We start from the raw sequence: 16,854 nt of genomic DNA, 5'->3' as shown, positions 1-16,854 counted from the left end.
AATGGATCAAGAGTTCAATAAGCAGGAAGAATTACAAAGTACAGTAGAGGATCATAAATTACCATCTACATTTAGTAAAAGATTATCAGAACTCATAGAGATAATTAAAAACAGACCATTAGTAACTTTAGCTTGCATAGGCGTGATAATGGTTTTGGTATTTTATGAATTTGCCGAAAATGAGGTCAAAACTTCCCGAGGTTTACAAGAAGATAGACAATCAAGGGAAATATCAGGGATAGAGCAGGCAATAGATCCAAGGGCTAAATGGACTGCAGAAATATTAAATGAAGTCAAAAACATGCAGAATCATTTGGAAAAGCTAATAGAGAATAAATATTTAGAAACTAAAACTAAAATTGATGATTTTAGTCAAAAGTTAGAATCATTAGAGAAGCCTCTTAAAGAAACTATATTATATGATGGCAATGATTTTAATAATGATCAAAAGATAGAAGATTTATTAGATAATAACTTTGAGCAAAGCATTGCTGCTGCTCCTACTGCTCCAGTAAAAAGATTACTTGGTTACGTAAAAAGAGCTGATGTGGAACTCAAAAAAGATTTTAAAGATTATATTACTACTGGTAGCTTTGCACGGGGGGTGCTGCTTACTGGTGTGGTGGTTGGAACTGGCACTAATAATGCAGCTTCGCCTGAGCCCATAATGATAAGGCTTGTTGATACAGCTATTTTTTCTAAAGGCTATAAAACGGAGCAAATCAAAGAAGCAATTTTAATTGGTTCTTGCAGCGGGGATATATCATCGGAGCGGGCTAAATGCCGGTTAGAGACGGTATCTTTACTAAATAGTAATGGAGAGATCATTGAAAAACCGGTAGAAGGATGGTTAATAGGAGAAGATGGTAGACCTGGAATTAAAGGGATAGTTGTTGATAGATCATCAGATGTAGCAAGGATGGCGGTGCTTAACGGCGTACTTGGCGGGATAGCACAATTTTTTCAGAACCAGGCAAGCAATGGCATATTTCCGGTGTCACCGATTACCGGTCAGCAAAATGCCTTAAAAGCTGCTGACTCTCTTAAAGCCGGTGTTTATTCCGGTACCGGTAATGCTTTAGAAAAGCTTGCTGATTTTGCAATTAAACGAGCAGAAAGTATGAGTCCGGTAATTGTTGTCACTTCAGGTAGAGTAATAGATGTTGTATTTAGAAAAGGTTTTAATTTAAGAGAGAATAAAGAAGCTGCTAAAGTAGATAGAGTACTACCACCAACTACTACTGATTATTCGCAAAAGGAAGCAAAATGTAGTAATTATCAAAATTATGCCGGGAATAAAGTGACAAGTTTTACTAAGGCAAAAACTAAATTGCAAGAACGTTTTACTCGGGATAATGATGATTATGAGATGACGGATATTGATTTGCAGTCAGAACAACAACATCCGGGTAATTTTTAATGAATAATAAAATAATTAATCTGCTTTTGTTATCGATGTTAAGCTTTAGCGTTGCTAATTGTAAGTTGATGCCATATAGAAGCGATTTTGATTGCCCGCTGCCCCAAGGACTAAAATGTAAAGCTTTATATGAAGTAAATAAAATGGCTGATCAGAATATGTTTAATCCAAATAATAATAATGACAAGCCTAATTTTAAATCGATATGCTCTACTAGATGCTTTGGAAGGTATAATAATGATATCAGGAATTGATAAAGATTTTGCTCGGGAAAGACTAGCTAAACATTTTGTTTATGAATCATATGATGAGGAGAGTAGCTTGTTTTTTAATAGAGCTTCAGTAGGATTTGTCCTGCTTGGCTGGCCACTGGTTGGGACAAGCTTGCAAGCTCAAGGAGAGATAGCTGAATTTTTAAAAAGTGATGAGAATTTACCGGCAGGAAGTAGTTTTCAAATATTGATGATTGGCTCTGATCATATAAGAGAATATCTAGATAACTGGCAATTACATAGAAAAGGGACAATTTTTGCTGAGCTTAGTAGTAGAAGAACAAAATTTTTAGAGCAAAAAGCAAAGGCAGAGGGGAATATCAAAGATGTCGTGTTATTAATTTCCGTAACTATTCCGACGCTGACGATTGATATTAATGAGATGATACGAAGAAGAGAAGTATTGCAAGATACATTTAAATCAATTGGGCTTGCTACTTACAATGTTGAGGCAACATTGCTATTAAAATTTGTCCGTTTAATATTTGGTTGGAGGGAAGAAGAACATCCTGAACTTAATCCTTATGAAATATTATCTGAGCAGATTTTACCTGGTAATTTTTCTTTATATGAAAAGGAAGATTATGTAAGTCTTAATGATAATCAAATATTTATAAGCTTAGAGGCAGGAAAAAGACCGGCAGAGTGGCTTTTATCAGCCATGGATTTGTTTTTAGGTAATGAGCTAAGACGAGATGAATATATTAGATCAAATTTTCTGATTCATTTTGGTTTGCAAATAGTGCCTAATCAAGTGATAGCAAAAACAGCAGCAATTACTAAAAGAGAAGCTTTAGAGAGAAATATTAATGCTGGGATGGGTAAATTCTTTCCTAACTTAGCTAGTGAAGCACAAGATTTAGCAGGAGCAGTAGCGTGCTTGCAAAGTGGCGATAGAGTAGTAAATATCCACTTAAATGTCATTATGTGGGATAAGAAGAACAAAGCCAAAGGGGCAGCATCACAGTTTTGCTCACAGCTTCGTCGAAGTGGTTGGTATTTTGTCCCTTGTAAATATGATCATTTAGCGGTGGTACTTGCTAGTTTACCGATGCAGTTAGTTGAAGCAGCACCTAATTCTTTAGTGGGTAAATTTAATAGATTCAATAACATATTTAATAAAAAGACTCGGGGAGTTGGCATAGCATTATCAAATCTTGGTAGAGGCATAAAAACTATTGCTTCAGAAAGTAAGGTGTTACTTCCTATTATTGGTGAATGGAAAGGGGATTTAAGCTCTCCTGGAATGCTGCTTACTGGTAGAAGAGGACAGATAATGTATTGGTCTCCCTTTGGCTCAGCATTAATTGGCTCAAATTTATATAGCACAGCTGCAACTCCAAATGAAAATTTTAATCTTTGTATAGCAGGAGTGCCAGGCTCTGGTAAGTCAGTGTTTATGCAAGAACTAATGCTATCGGTCTTAGGCACTGGCGGCAAAGTGTTTGTTCTTGATTATGGTAGATCATTTAAAAGAACCTGTTTGCTACTGGGCGGTAATTATATTGAATTTGATGTAAAAAATCCTATTTCTATTAATCCATTTTCAGAAATTCCAGCAGACGGCAGCGAAGGCTCAATTGAAGCACAGGCAGATTTTTTAGCAAGTTTTCCATCGATTCTAGCTACTATGGCAGCTCCGCAATATGGAACTAATGATTTGCAACAACCAATGCTGCAAAAGGCGTTAATAGCTGTGTGGCAAGAAAAAGGCAATAAAGTTGAGATAACTGACATAGCAGATTGGTTGCTTAAAAGAGAAGAATCTTACGCACAGGAACTTGGTAATATGTTATTTCCGTTCACCAGAGATGGACAATATGGCAAGTTTTTTAGTGGTAAGGCAAAATTATCCTTAAACGCAGATATAGTAGTAATTGAAACTGATCATCTTCGTAGTAGCCCGGCACTACTTGCAGTAATTGTACAAATCATGATTGTTCATATTAACCAGAGCATGGTTAAAGGTGATAGGAAGCGTCCTTTTCTAATCATGATTGATGAAGCATGGAAATTACTATCTGGCAAAAGATCTGGAGAATTTATTGAAGAAGCAGGAAGAATTGCAAGAAAATATAACGGCTCAATTACTCTTGCTACTCAGCAATTAACTGATTACTTTAGAGAGGAAGGATCAGCAGCTGAAAAAGCTTTTGAGAACTCATCACATAAAGTTATTTTAAAGCAAAATCCTGAGAGCTTTAAAGCAATGAGAGCAAGCCCTAAGCTTGCAGGTTTTGTCGATGAGGACTGGAAGCTAAATTTACTACAATCAATTCATTCAAACCCGCCGCATTATAGTGAAGCAGCGATTTATGGACCAAGTGTTAACGGAGTTGTAGCAAGGTTAATGTTAGACCCATTTACTCTGATGCTAACATCTACTAATGCTAGGGATTACCAAGCCATAGAAGATAGAATGATCGCAGGAATGAGCGTTACAGATGCCATCAATAATATACTGGATGAGAGAGTTTTTTTTGTCAATACCGGCTGAAAAATGATACAGATTTCTAATATTACAATGGTTGAAAATTAATACAGCACACACTATGCTATGTTGAATAATTAATTGCTTAATATTGAGATATTATTACAGTTATTCCTTATCAAAATATACTTTTATAGGGGTTAAAATCATCTTGGAGCAACATAGCATAAATTTTGAATGATAATACTGTATCAATTTTTATCCGTTGTTCTGTATCATTTTACTTCCGTTGCTAACAGCTTAAAAACGTGGCAAAATATGACAGGGTATTTAGATCTAAAAATTATTATTATAAGTTCCTTTGTTTTATTTGTTATTATGTTGAAGGTAAGTTATGTAAATGCACACAATAATAATTTGGCTATAAGCATAGATAATAATTCTAAAATAGAAATTAGAGATTATGAAGTCCAAGGTCATGTATTTCCAATTATTGAAGAGTCATTACTAGAGGTCATTATGGCTAAACTTCAAATAGCAAAACAAAATGGCGTTTTAGAGAAAATGCAGGAAGAATTTAAAAATAAGGTACAGCAAAAAATATCAAGACCAACTCCGGTATTGGCTCTAGCAAAAGCAAGCATAAACCGAAATTGGCACTATGATCCGAGCTTTATACAAAAGACAGATGTAAAAGATCAAGCAGGAAACATCATAGTAAAAGTTGGCACAAATGTAAATCCTTTGGAGAAAATAAGCTGGGGAAAAGCTTTAATATTTATTGATGGTGATGATGAGCAGCAAGTTAAGTGGGCTAAATCAAAAATAGGAAAATTAGTACTCACGAGTGGCAATCCTATTAAGCTAGCACAAAAGTTAAATAAGCCAGTGTTTTTTGATCAAGGTGGCGTGCTTACTACTCGTTTTAAAATAAAAGCAGTACCGGCTATTGCCCGGCAGGAAGGTAAATTACTTAAAATTAGCGAAATCAATATTAATTAAAATGTTATAGTATTTAAGTAAAAATTAAGGTGTGAATAAAAACTGATAAAATCCGGAGGTAATCTATGAAGAAGTGGCAATTATCAGAAGCAAAGCAAAATTTAGAAAAGATAATAGATCATGTATTACAAGGTAAGGTGCATGCAATAGTAAAATCTAGTGGAGAAGTAGTATATCTAATCGCAGGTGAGAAAAATAATATGATAGCAGAGCAAGCAAAGGTAGGTTGTCAAGCAAATACAGATTTAATAACTTCTGAAATATACAAGTAATAATGAAGTTAATAATGTTTATTATAATTATTTTGCTTGGTAATTATAGTTATGCATCGATTGGCTGCGTAGGAAGATTTGTAAATCCAATAACTGATATTTGCTGGAAATGTTTATTTCCAATTACTATCGGAGGAGTAAAAGTAGTGCCAAGCCCTATGGCTGATACTAATAACCCAAGGCAAATAATTTGTTTTTGCCCTAAAGCCGGCATTCCTATGCCAATTCCTGGTATTCCAATTGGATTCTGGGAACCGGTAAGACTTGTTGATGTAACGAAATCTCCTATGTGTATGGTAAGCCTTGGTGGTATTAACCTTGGTACTAGCATGCAAAAAGGAGTTAAGGATGATATAGAGGGAAGTAGCTTTTATCATGTACATTGGTATATATATCCGGTTATTTACTGGCTTGAGATATTACTTGATTTTGCTTGTTTAGAGATGTCACAAGTTGACGTAGCATATTTAACTGAATTTGATCTGTTATGGGGAGATGATGCTAAATCTGCAATATTAAATCCTGAGAGTTTATTATTTGGCAATATTGCAGCTCAAAGTGCATGTATAGCTGATTGCATGAGCTCTAGTTCTGGTAGTCTTTCTAATGATGGGATGTTTTGGTGTTCAGGCTGTCAAGGTTCTCTTTATCCCTTTACCGGTACAACTAGCTCTTATAATGGCGGAGTTGGAACTTCTGCATTAATAGTAGCTAAATTTATGGCTAAGTTACATAGAGAATTATTACTCTGGGGCTATATGGGAAGAGAAGGATTATGTGGTAAATATCCAATGCCAATAATCAAAAAGTGCCAATATAGACTGCAGATGACTTATCCTATAACGGAAATTCATTCTTGTAAAAAGATTGGTGAGACTGAAACTACCTGGCAGGGTGCACGCGAATTCCCAGTTAAAGGTGAGGATTTTGGTTATTTGATTTGGCGTAAACGCAGTTGCTGTCTCTTTTGATTTTATAATGATGATGTAGAAGCTAAATTTACAAATATAGAGATATGCAATTTAACTTAAAGGCAATAATTTTAACTTGTTTACTAATATTAGGTGGAACAAGTTCTTTGGCACAACCAGAAGTATTATTACATAATATACTACAACCTAAATTAGAGCCTAACACATATAATAATATCTATATTTTTGTTTCATTTTCAATGCCTGATTCAGCATTAAAGAGTTATTATATTGAAGCAGAACAAGAAGGAGCAAGACTTGTAATGCGAGGTCTAAAAAATAATTCTTTTTTAGAAACTAAAGCAAAAGCTAATGAAATTGGTATTAGCTTTGATATTGATCCAAATCTATTTGAGAAATATCAAATTACTTCTGTACCGATAGTAGTGATAGATAATAACCAAGGCAAAGTTAAAAAACTAGCAGGTCATATAGGATTAAATGATGCATTGCAGATAATGCAAGAGGAACAAATGTGAGACAAAGTATTAATATTATTATGTTAGTTACTTTAGTGATGAATGCGATCAGTTCTTACTCTGCTACTATGGAGGATAGTTATAATAGTGCCAGACAGTATGAACACAGTATTAAGCTTGGTAATCCTGATCAAATAGGCAATAAGATAATATTTGATAAAGAGGTAAATATATCAAATTTAAGTAAAATGAATGATCAAGACTTAACAAATCAAGGTAGTGTTATGTTAAATAACTCTGCACAAGGGCAATTACTGCAACAAAGTGAGCTGAAGAAAATAAATGCAATGCAAGAATATGACCTTAATCCTAACAATCCCGTAATTAGTAATTCAGCTAAGATTGAGGCAGAGCCATTAAGGCATACAGAAGGGACTGCACTTAATGTTAGTGAAAAAGTAATTAAAACCAAAATTAATAAGAGTTGCTGTGAAGGGGTAGAATTTGAAATAGATGTTATCAGGAATCTTATACTAGATGCTGAATTAATAGATAAATGGGGTGATTGGCAAGATAAAGCAATAGCATTTTCAGGTCTTGAGATAAGTAACAGTTATCGTCACTGGCTTTATCCTGTCTTTTGGAAGAAGAAAAGACGTTTAGGTAAGCGTAAAACAATATACAGCATGCATATGCATAATAATCAGATCATAATGGAAGAAGTGAGAGCAGCTATTGTTGCTAAGTTAAATACTTCCCTTGATCATATTGATACATATATCGGCATTTCTCCTCAAGGAGAAGGAGCATTAACTGAAGCCTGGGATGGTGATATAGTAAAATGGGATAGATATGTTTTTACTTATAAATATCGTGATAAGATTAAAGTATTTAGAGAAAAAGGTGAGTACTTCCAAATAGTAAATGAGCTTTCAGAAGCTTTAGTTGAGGAAAATGAATGCCATGAAATAAATCGCATATGTCTTGAAGCTGGTAATAAGTTGTTTTTTAATCAATATAATGTTAATCGTCCATGCTGGAGCGAGCAAATTAAATATCAATGTAGTAGTGAGCCAAAATATGGGTGTGATCATTTAAAGAAGCAAGGTTGTGAACTTGCAAGGAGCAATTGCATTAGGCAAGCTGCTAGTATCTGTTTGCAATGGCACAAAGATTACATATGCTCTAATGAGAAAAAAGAGCTTAGCTCCTCTATAGCAGGATCACAAATGTTTTGTTTAGGAGGGAATCGTCATACTGCAACTATTGTGCCAAATACTGATATGGGGAGTGTTGGGTATCTTGCAATGTTAAATGAAATGAAAAAAGATATGCAGACAAATCCGATTTCAGTATTTAAAGGTCATGCCAACAGTTGCCGCAAAACAAATATTGGCAATTTTCTTAATTGTTGCTCTGGATTCAAAGGTTGGGGTAAGGATTTAGGGCTGAGCCGGTGTAATGCAGAAGAAAAAGCCTTAGCCTTAAAAAGGGCAAAAGGTCAGTGTAACTATGTTGGGACATATTGTGCTAAGAAAGATAAAATATTTAAGACATGTATTACTAAAAAATCTACTTATTGTTGTTTTAATTCAAAACTTGCAAGAGTTTTTCAAGAGCAAGGAAAAAAACAATTAGCTATTAGTTTTGGCACAGGGCAGCAGGCTAATTGTCGTGGGTTTACAGTAGAAGAGCTGCAAAGAATAGATTTTTCTAAATTTGATTTAGAGGAGCTATTTAGTGATTTACTTGATCATGCTAAAAGTAAAATAAATAAGAACTTTCCGCAGCAACTAAAAAACCAGATGCCTATAATGCAACAACAAAAATTTAATAATAATCATACTGATTCAAATTTATCCTATTAAAATGATGAAGTGGCTAGTAAACACGATAACTAAATCATCACTAGCCATTACATCACTAGTAATTATTTTATTGTTACTAATCAATGATTGGTCAAATCACGCATTTGCTGGTACTATAGACTTAAATGCTAATAGTATAAATAAAATGATAGGATTAGATTTAGCAAGCAACAATGAAGTAAAAGATAGCACTCAACCAAAAGGTTTTCTTTGGTATAATGAGGATCATGCTTACAAGCCAGAAATATTAAAATTTTCTCAAGATCAAAAAAAGCAAGAGCCAGAACTTGAGCTTTATGATCAAAGGATAGAAGCTTTAAAGAAGGAATTTAATAGAGCTAAGCGTAAAGCCTTAGATGATCCTACTCTTGAAAATGTCATTATTGCTCAAAGGTTACACAAACAAATTTTAGAAAAATCATATAAATTTGCTACCATGTGGCAGCTTGCTACCTTACTTGATTATAGTCTTACAAACGAGAATATACCTGCAAATTCATTGCATAAAAAATTATACGAGATAAGACAAGATAAAGACAGCAGCCAAAAACTAAGATTTTTAGCTAAGAATTGGGGATTAATTCTGCAAGTAAATCAAGGATGTAATTACTGCCAGGCATTTATCCCTATTGTAAGAGAATTTGCAGATAAATATGGCTTTCAATTAATTTTTGTAAGTAATAGTGAAACTAGATTTCAAGGGATACCAACCATTAAAGATACTGGTTTGTTACAAACACTAAATCCTGCAAAGCTTGTACCGGTATTATATTTAATCGATAGCAGCGGCATACAAATATATCCAGTTGCAAGAGGAATTATTAGTGAAGATAAAATTGCTGAAAATATTTTATTGGTAATTCAGCACTATAATAGACTAAAGGTTAATGATTATGATCAGTAACAATAAGTTTAGAAGAGTAATCTACATAAAGCATGTGATGCATATTCTCATGATAATTTTATTGTTACAAACAACAACAACTTATGCTTGGGATTTACAGGATGTATTTCAAGGCATGAGCGTTAATGTCACTAAACCTGGTTCATATCAATCCCAAGCTGCCGGCTATTATTATGCAGCAGGAGGGTTATCTATTAGAACTAATAAAACATCTTTTAATCCGATTTCTATTACCCCTCCCTCGTTAAACATGAGCTGTAGTGGTATAGATTCTTATCTTGGTAGTTTTTCGATTATTTCAGGTGAAGAGCTAGTTCAGCTAATGAAAAATATTGGTACGCAAGCAAAAGCTTATGCATTTTCATTGGGTCTTAAAACTTTTGCTCCACAAATAGAAAATGCCTTAAAAGATTTAAGAAATCTTGCTATGGAAATGAATCAATTTGCTAAGGGCGATTGTGAAATGACTAAAGCTATTTTCGCTTCCATTTTGCCTAAAGATTCAGCCATGAGAGAATCAGTTTGCAGAGATTTACAATCCAGCTCTGGCTTTGATTATTTTGCTGCCGGCAAAAAATGTCGTAGTGATTTAGAGCAGAAACAAGCTTTAGCGAATATCCAAAATCAAGATCCAGAATTAATGCTGACAAATTATAATATTTTTATCAAGGCAGCAGAAAAAGCAGGAATCCCTGAAAATATGAGAAGTGCCATCATGTCCATGACTGGAACTATAATAGTTCGAGATAATAATGTATATTTCCTTGAGTCACTTGCTCAAGATGAAAAGAGCTGGATTGCTCATTTAAAAGGCGGAGAATCTGCCTCAATTTATACTTGTGATAATAGTAATTGTTTAAACCCAGATCTAAGACGTAATATTACTATTGTTCTAGATCAATCATATCAAGGCAAGGCTAAAACAAAACTAGATGAATTAAAGAGCAAACTTACAAGTAATAACGAGTTTAGTAATGCAGACATATCTTTCCTATCTTCAATAGGGGAAGCATTTCCAATATATGATTATATTACTTTAGAAGCAATATCAGGAGTTACTATTTTAGATAGTTCTTCAGAATTAGTTGCTAGTTACAGTTTACTTCAGCATTTAAAGGAAGTAACCTCAGAGGTAAGAAAAGCAGTTACTATGCTCAAATCAAAGCAAGTAGCAGATCATCATTTAACCGCTTACTTAAAAGCTTTAGATAGAGTGCAACTTTTTGCTCAAGAAAAATGGAGTAATATGCTAACAAGTAGTGATCAGATTGATAGAAGAGCAAGATTAATAGAACAACATTTAATCGCTAAAGAGAGGGCTTAAGTATAAATTAAAATTAGATGAGCAAGCAGATAAGCAGGTACAAAAATAAGCAAAGAAGATAAAAATATAAAAAGAATATGACAGATTACGTAATACATACATTTGGTGGAGGAGATATATTATGGCAAGTTTTTAATGGCATAGGAAGAGTCTTTGCCTCAAATAGTGAGTATTTTACACCAGTAGGTAAATTTGCTTTGACAATTGGTGGAATTTGGGCAGCAACTCGTGCTATTTTTAGAGGTAATATTGGTATTTTTGCTATGGAATGGTTTTTTCCATCCTTATTTATTTTTATCTTTTTATTTGCTCCAAAAGCAAATGTGTGGCTTAAAGATGAAATATCAATGCAGGCTCCTGTAAAAATTGATAATATCCCAGTAGGTATTGCTTTTTTTGCTTCTATATCATCAAAAATAAGTTACTCTTTATCAGAGACGCTCGAAAAGCATTTACTTCCACCTGATGAAGGGTTATCAAGCAGGAAGAATGGGATTATGTTTGGAGCAAAAGCTATTGGTAAAATCAAGGACATTCAAATAGAGGATCCGGTAACTTTGACCAATACAAAAGAATTTTTAAGACAATGTTTTATGAAACCTTATATAATTGGTAATATTTTAGGTAAAAAAGCAGAAGCACAAAGAGCAAGTGACATCATTGCTTTTATCGAACAAAATATGCCCAATAATTTTGGTATTTATTATAAGGATCCAAGTAATTCTGCTATTTCTTTTAAAACCTGCAGGCAAGTAACTCCCTTGATTAAGGCAGCTATTAATAAAGAATTAAATGATAGGTTATTAACTAAATTTGCAAATGGTATAGGCATTAGCTCTGATAGGCAAGAGATATTATCTAGCAGATTAAAAACTATGACCTCTGATACTCTAAAATATCTTAAAAAAGAACAAACAGATATTCATCAGTGGATGAGACAAGCAATGCTACTTAATGCTAATCGTGAAGCTTATGATGATTTAAGAGAAAAATTCTCACTTTCTAGAATATATCCTCAATTAGTTAGTATGAATGCGACCCGCGGGTTATTTCAGCAATCCTTTTCTTACCTGATTGCAGGAGAGATGGCAGCAAATATCATGCCTATCTTACAATCAGTATTTTTTGCTTTGGTAATTTGTCTCATTTTCGTAGTATTTCCAATGTCAATGTTGCCCGGTGGTTATACTATCTTTAAAACTTGGATAACATTAATCATTTGGGTAACCAGCTGGCCAGTATTTTTTACTGTGATTCATTGTTTAGGGATGATTAGCCTAGCTGGTAAAGGCACAAGTCACTTTACTGGTTTAAATATCTTATCGCAAGGGAGTTTTTCAGAAATTCTGTTGCATGAGTTTGCAACATTTCAGATGTTAGCAGCTTCAGTTCCGATGTTATCCTGGGCAGTATTAAAGGCTTGTGCTCATGCAACTACTACTTTGGCCAATCAATTTTCTCCAGTACCGGTTGCAAGTAATATTGGTGCTAATATTGCTGATAATAACCTTGCTATGGATAATTATAGCATCGGTAATCGAACAATTGCCCAGCAAAATCTTACCCCAACTTTACAATTGGCAGGAGGAATTATTGATGATGGAGGAATGAGAGTAACCAGTACTGATAGTGGTAGACAAGTACTGACTCAAGCAGTAGACTCACTTGTTAATAACTACCGCTCTTCTAAATTATTACAGGATAGTTATCAATCTCAGTTTATGAGCTCACAAAGTTATCTTGACTCATTAAATGATAGATATAGTAATTTAACTACTACAGGTAATTCTATGGCAACTGAGATAGGAAAAAGATTAAGCTATGAAGAAGCAAAATCTATAGGTATTACTGATAGCCAGTATCTAGCCTTGCAGCAGATGAATTCAGATAGCATCGCTGCTACTGATCATACTGGTAGCAGTAATAGAAAGGGAACTAGTACTAGTGCAAATATAGGTTTAAATGTACCTAGCATAGGAGGAGTAACAGTTCGAGCAGATAATGATCAAGGAAAAGAACGAGGAAAATCAGTAAATCAACAGCAATCATATAATGAAGCATTATCTAAGATTAAAAGTGCTACTAAAGATGGCAGATTAGGTCATACAAATAGTGATCTGCAATCACTTAGTAATAATCTTAATAGTAACTTCTCTGAGCAACAATCTGTAGGGCAAGAAATAACTAGAACTAAACAAAATATCGAGCAATTAAGCTATAACATGAACTATATAGCACAAAATTCTGCCTCTATTGATCGTAATTTAAATGAATCAGTATTAAATAGCATAATTGCCAAAAATATTCCTGGAGTAAGTAGCAAAGAGCAGGCTGCTATGTGGGCAAGTACTCACCAACAAGAAGCCGAACAAATCGCTTTAGATATAGCTAAAATCAATAATATTATACCGCAAGACTTAAGTTCTGTAAGTAGCATCAATATTCCATCTAAAGAAAACTTGCGATCAAGTTTTGATAAAAATACTAAACAGTTGAATGACCAAGCTGCTATTAGTAATATTGATGATAGAAGAAATGATGTTTATGATAAAAATGTAGAACAAATGCTAATTCAGAGTATAGATAATAATGAAATAGAAAAAGTAAAGATTCTTGAGCAGTTATCTGATAAAGTAAAAGATAAGAAGGCACAAATTGAAGATGAATTTAATAAAACTCCTGAATCAACGATTGTCAGAACTGGCCAGCAAATAGCAGATAATCTTGAAATAAGTAGCAAAGCGATCAAGAAAAGAAATATTAAATTACCAGGCCATAAAAATGAAAATAATTGAGAAAAAATTTATGCAAAACATCGAAAAATTAGCATTCATATTTATCTTATCATTAATATTTTTCAGTAGTGCTTTTGCAGAAAACTTGATCAATCCTACTAATGCAAAACAACAACAAATCGAGCAACAAAGCAAAATTCAGGATTCAAATATTTTAGCTGAAGAATATTTAAATATTGGTAAATCTTTTTATAAATTAGGAAAATATCAAGAAGCAATAAAAAATTTTGATTTAGCTATTAAATATAAACCTGACTACGAAGATGCTTATAACTATAAAGGAATGGTCTTAGCTAAGTTAGGAAAATATCAAGAAGCAATACAATATTATAATTTAGCAATCAAATATGGTTCTAGTTTTACAGAAGCCTATAATAATAAAGGTAATTCTTTAAATAAATTAGGTAGATATCAAGAAGCAATAAAAAATTTTGATCTTGCACTAAAATATAATTTGCATTTTGCGGTAGCATATAATAATAAAGGTAATTCTTTAAGTAATTTAGGAAAGCATCAAGAAGCAATAGAAAATTGTGATCTTGCCTTAAAATATAACCCAAGATATCCAGAAGCATATTATAATAAAGGAATATCCTTAATGTCTTTATGGCAACATCAAGAAGCAATAAAAAATTTTGATTTAGCTATTAAATATAAATCAGATTATGCAGATGCTTATAACAACAAGGGTGCAGCTTTAATAAACTTAGGAAAATATCAAGAAGCAATTGAAACCTGTGATATAGCTATAAAATATCAGCCCCATTGTGTAGAAGCATACTATAACAAGGCTATCTCTTTAAACATATTAAAAAAATATCATGAAGCAATAGAGAATTGTGATTTAGCAATCAAATATGATCCTACTTATACAGCATCATACTTAGAAAAAGGAATAGCTCTTAGAAAATTAGGTAAATATCAAGAAGCAATTAATAGCTATGATCTAGCTATTAAGTATAAATCTGATTATGCTGAAAGTTACTTAGAAAAAGGAATTACATTGATTAGCATGGGAAAAGAAAAAGAAGCTAAAGTAAATTTTCACTTAGCTCTTAAATATAAACCTAATCTTATGACAGAATATACAGAAATAATTAAAGCTTTAAGAAAACTAGGTAATGATCTTATGGCTGACGAGTTTGAAGAAAAATTAAAGATAATGCAAGATAATTTGTAATTTGATGCAACAAAATCAAAATAATTTTACTCGTGGTTCACAGATTTTTGCTCATCAGATGAGAATGCTTGGGCAAGGCAGTATTAATGCTTTAACTATTGGATTAATATTTACTGTAGTTTGGCTAATGTGGCGTACATATCAGAAATTGTCCTTAGTAAGCTTATATTATTTTATCATAGAGCGATACGCACAATTAAAACTTGCCATAGGAGAGTATTTTTACCCTATAAGCCAAATAGGTATTAAATTCTATTATTTAGAACAAAAAGCTTGGGTTTATCGTAATGCTGAAGAATTTGTGCATAAATTTTGGCATGTTACACCGCATTCGCATAATATCAATCAATTTGGGCAATTCTTATTGCATTCAGCTTGGCCAGAAGGTATTATTGTTTTTACTATTAGCATGTTTACTGCCATCATCTTTTTTATGTATCGAGGTAAAAAAGCTGTTATACAAGATAAGATCAGGGGAGCAGATTTGGTGGAAGCAAAAACTTTAGCGAGAATGCTTCATAAAAACAAACAAGCTGCTAATATTTGTTTTTCTGGATTGCCATTAGTTAAAAATAGCGAAAGGAGGCATATTCTTATTACCGGTACTACTGGTAGTGGTAAAACTAATATGTTAAATGAGCTATTACCTCAGATTAGAAAAGAGCAAGGTAGAGCAATTATTGTTGATTTAACAGGTAGCTTTACTGATCGATTTTTTGATCCCAAATGTGATAAGCTACTTAATCCTTTGCAAGAGAATACAGAGCATTGGTTGCCTTGGAATGATTGTCATGAAATTTGGGATTATAATGATATGGCAAGTAACTTTAGTAACTATAATCCCAAATTAGATGATTTTTTTGCTAAAAGTGCTGAGTTGGTACTCGCTGAAGGATTAAGATTATATCAGGATAGTAAAGACATCAAAAAGCTAATAAATACTATTCTTTATGCAAATAATAAAGAATTTGCAAAAAGTTTTAAAAATAGTGCAGTATCTGGTATAATTAGCAGTAGTGCCCCTGAGACTTCTTCAGGTATTCAAGCAACTGTTAGTAAAAATATTGAAGTGTTGCAACATTTAAAGCCTAAAGGTGAGTTTAGTATTAGAAAGTGGTTTACTGCGGACAAAGGTTGGTTATTTATAACTAGTACTCCTAATCAAAGAGTAATGCTTCGACCACTTATTGCTGCATGGATTAGCATAGCGATAAAAGCATTAATGAATAGGAACATCAATAATACTCATAGTAATATGTGGTTTGTGATTGATGAGCTGCCAGCTTTACAAAAGATATCTTCACTCCCTATAGCTTTGGCTGAAAGCAGGAAATATGGTGGCTGCGTTGTTGCAGGTATGCAAAACATTCATCAATTAGAGGAGATATATGGTTCTGCTGGAACAGCTTCAATGCTTGATTTATTTGGTAGCAAATTTATTTTTCGGGTAAGTGATCAACAAACAGCACATAAATCAGCTTTAATGCTTGGTGAGCAAGAAATTATTGAAACTCAAGAGAATCTCTCTTATGGTGCTAACTCCATGCGTGATGGAGTAAATATGCATAGCTTAGAGAAAAGAAAATTATTAGTAATGCCATCTGAAATTATGAATCTAGAAGATCTTACCTGTTATGTAAAACTTGCGGGTAACATCCCAATTACTAAATTACAAATGAATTTACAAACTTGATTTAAATGCAAAAATATAGAAACCATTTTAATGGTATTTTTAAAAGATTTCAATTGTTTGATAGGGGATTACCTTATAAAGAAAAATCCTACTATAATGCCCCTTTAAATCGCTAATTTAGTCCGTCCGCCAAAACTCTACAGACCTTATAGATACTAGGTTTTAAGGCAAAAAGTAATAGTAAAATCCATAAGAAAATGAAAGGTTTTATATCAAAAGCTTATGGAAATACAAAAAAATGGCAACGAGAAAATTGAGTACGTTTTGGGACATAGTGTGTTTTTTGATACAAAAATTTAAAAT

General features: G+C 33.1%; 13 protein-coding genes. All 13 read left to right on the top strand.

All coding sequences use genetic code 11. The annotated features are described in order from the left end of the window. Position 1: 1 nt before the first annotated feature. The 13 genes from RBE_RS02235 to RBE_RS02175 all read left to right on the top strand — a co-directional run bounded on the left by RBE_RS02235 (position 2) and on the right by RBE_RS02175 (position 16,551). A complete protein-coding gene (locus RBE_RS02235) occupies positions 2–1,420 on the top strand; it encodes a TraB/VirB10 family protein (protein ID WP_011477113.1) in 1,419 nt (472 codons plus the stop codon). After that, complete coding sequence (locus RBE_RS02230) at positions 1,420–1,674, top strand: hypothetical protein (RefSeq protein ID WP_008579913.1); 255 nt, start codon at positions 1,420–1,422, stop codon at positions 1,672–1,674. The genes RBE_RS02235 and RBE_RS02230 overlap by 1 nt, the downstream gene beginning before the upstream one ends. After that, positions 1,658–4,189 carry a TraC family protein gene (locus RBE_RS02225; protein ID WP_012152046.1) on the top strand — a complete coding sequence of 844 codons (2,532 nt, stop codon included), beginning with the start codon at positions 1,658–1,660 and terminating at the stop codon, positions 4,187–4,189. Before RBE_RS02230 ends, RBE_RS02225 begins: the two co-directional genes overlap by 17 nt. A gap of 252 nt (positions 4,190–4,441) precedes the next feature. Next, positions 4,442–5,125 (top strand): type-F conjugative transfer system protein TraW, encoded by a 684-nt coding sequence (traW, locus tag RBE_RS02220; protein WP_041804629.1) that lies wholly within the window; start codon positions 4,442–4,444, stop codon positions 5,123–5,125. Positions 5,126–5,190: 65 nt separating this feature from the next. Then, positions 5,191–5,397, top strand: coding sequence for a type II toxin-antitoxin system prevent-host-death family antitoxin (locus RBE_RS02215; protein ID WP_008579916.1), 207 nt, complete (start codon positions 5,191–5,193; stop codon positions 5,395–5,397). A 2-nt stretch (positions 5,398–5,399) separates the two neighbouring features. Beyond that, the gene (gene traU / locus RBE_RS02210; RefSeq protein WP_008579917.1) at positions 5,400–6,368 is read left to right on the top strand and encodes a conjugal transfer pilus assembly protein TraU; all 969 of its coding nucleotides are present in this window, start codon (positions 5,400–5,402) and stop codon (positions 6,366–6,368) included. 44 nt (positions 6,369–6,412) lie between these two features. Beyond that, positions 6,413–6,847, top strand: coding sequence for a type-F conjugative transfer system pilin assembly protein TrbC (trbC, locus tag RBE_RS02205; protein WP_008579918.1), 435 nt, complete (start codon positions 6,413–6,415; stop codon positions 6,845–6,847). Positions 6,848–6,867: 20 nt separating this feature from the next. Next, on the top strand, positions 6,868–8,655 hold the full coding sequence (gene traN / locus RBE_RS02200; RefSeq protein WP_187145756.1) for a conjugal transfer protein TraN: 1,788 nt from the start codon (positions 6,868–6,870) through the stop codon (positions 8,653–8,655). 1 nt (position 8,656) lies between these two features. Then, positions 8,657–9,559 (top strand): conjugal transfer protein TraF, encoded by a 903-nt coding sequence (locus RBE_RS02195; protein ID WP_011477109.1) that lies wholly within the window; start codon positions 8,657–8,659, stop codon positions 9,557–9,559. Then, positions 9,549–10,883, top strand: a complete 1,335-nt coding sequence (locus RBE_RS02190; protein ID WP_008579921.1) for a conjugal transfer protein TraH — start codon at positions 9,549–9,551, stop codon at positions 10,881–10,883. Before RBE_RS02195 ends, RBE_RS02190 begins: the two co-directional genes overlap by 11 nt. 77 nt (positions 10,884–10,960) lie before the next feature. Then, entirely contained in the window at positions 10,961–13,678 is a 2,718-nt protein-coding gene (locus RBE_RS02185; protein WP_008579923.1) for a conjugal transfer protein TraG N-terminal domain-containing protein, read from the top strand. A 10-nt stretch (positions 13,679–13,688) separates the two neighbouring features. Continuing rightward, positions 13,689–14,858: a tetratricopeptide repeat protein gene (locus tag RBE_RS02180; RefSeq protein ID WP_371256136.1), complete on the top strand. Its 1,170-nt coding sequence runs from the start codon at positions 13,689–13,691 to the stop codon at positions 14,856–14,858. 4 nt (positions 14,859–14,862) lie between these two features. Further along, positions 14,863–16,551: a type IV secretion system DNA-binding domain-containing protein gene (locus tag RBE_RS02175; protein WP_008579926.1), complete on the top strand. Its 1,689-nt coding sequence runs from the start codon at positions 14,863–14,865 to the stop codon at positions 16,549–16,551. Positions 16,552–16,854: the final 303 nt, after the last annotated feature.

The organism is Rickettsia bellii RML369-C, from assembly GCF_000012385.1.
Taxonomy (GTDB): Bacteria; Pseudomonadota; Alphaproteobacteria; order Rickettsiales; family Rickettsiaceae; genus Rickettsia; species Rickettsia bellii.
Note: the sequence above shows the minus strand (reverse complement) of the source record. Positions and strands in the feature narration are given on the sequence as shown.

Excerpts from the sequence above, each read along its gene's own strand:
- RBE_RS02195 (WP_011477109.1), top strand. The coding sequence starts at position 8,657 with ATGATGAAGTGGCTAGTAAACACGATAACTAAATCATCACTAGCCATT.
- trbC (WP_008579918.1), top strand. The coding sequence starts at position 6,413 with ATGCAATTTAACTTAAAGGCAATAATTTTAACTTGTTTACTAATATTA.
- RBE_RS02235 (WP_011477113.1), top strand. The coding sequence starts at position 2 with ATGGATCAAGAGTTCAATAAGCAGGAAGAATTACAAAGTACAGTAGAG.
- RBE_RS02190 (WP_008579921.1), top strand. The coding sequence starts at position 9,549 with ATGATCAGTAACAATAAGTTTAGAAGAGTAATCTACATAAAGCATGTG.
- RBE_RS02180 (WP_371256136.1), top strand. The coding sequence starts at position 13,689 with ATGCAAAACATCGAAAAATTAGCATTCATATTTATCTTATCATTAATA.
- traW (WP_041804629.1), top strand. The coding sequence starts at position 4,442 with ATGACAGGGTATTTAGATCTAAAAATTATTATTATAAGTTCCTTTGTT.
- RBE_RS02225 (WP_012152046.1), top strand. The coding sequence starts at position 1,658 with ATGATATCAGGAATTGATAAAGATTTTGCTCGGGAAAGACTAGCTAAA.
- RBE_RS02175 (WP_008579926.1), top strand. The coding sequence starts at position 14,863 with ATGCAACAAAATCAAAATAATTTTACTCGTGGTTCACAGATTTTTGCT.
- RBE_RS02185 (WP_008579923.1), top strand. The coding sequence starts at position 10,961 with ATGACAGATTACGTAATACATACATTTGGTGGAGGAGATATATTATGG.
- traN (WP_187145756.1), top strand. The coding sequence starts at position 6,868 with ATGTTAGTTACTTTAGTGATGAATGCGATCAGTTCTTACTCTGCTACT.
- RBE_RS02230 (WP_008579913.1), top strand. The coding sequence starts at position 1,420 with ATGAATAATAAAATAATTAATCTGCTTTTGTTATCGATGTTAAGCTTT.
- RBE_RS02215 (WP_008579916.1), top strand. The coding sequence starts at position 5,191 with ATGAAGAAGTGGCAATTATCAGAAGCAAAGCAAAATTTAGAAAAGATA.
- traU (WP_008579917.1), top strand. The coding sequence starts at position 5,400 with ATGAAGTTAATAATGTTTATTATAATTATTTTGCTTGGTAATTATAGT.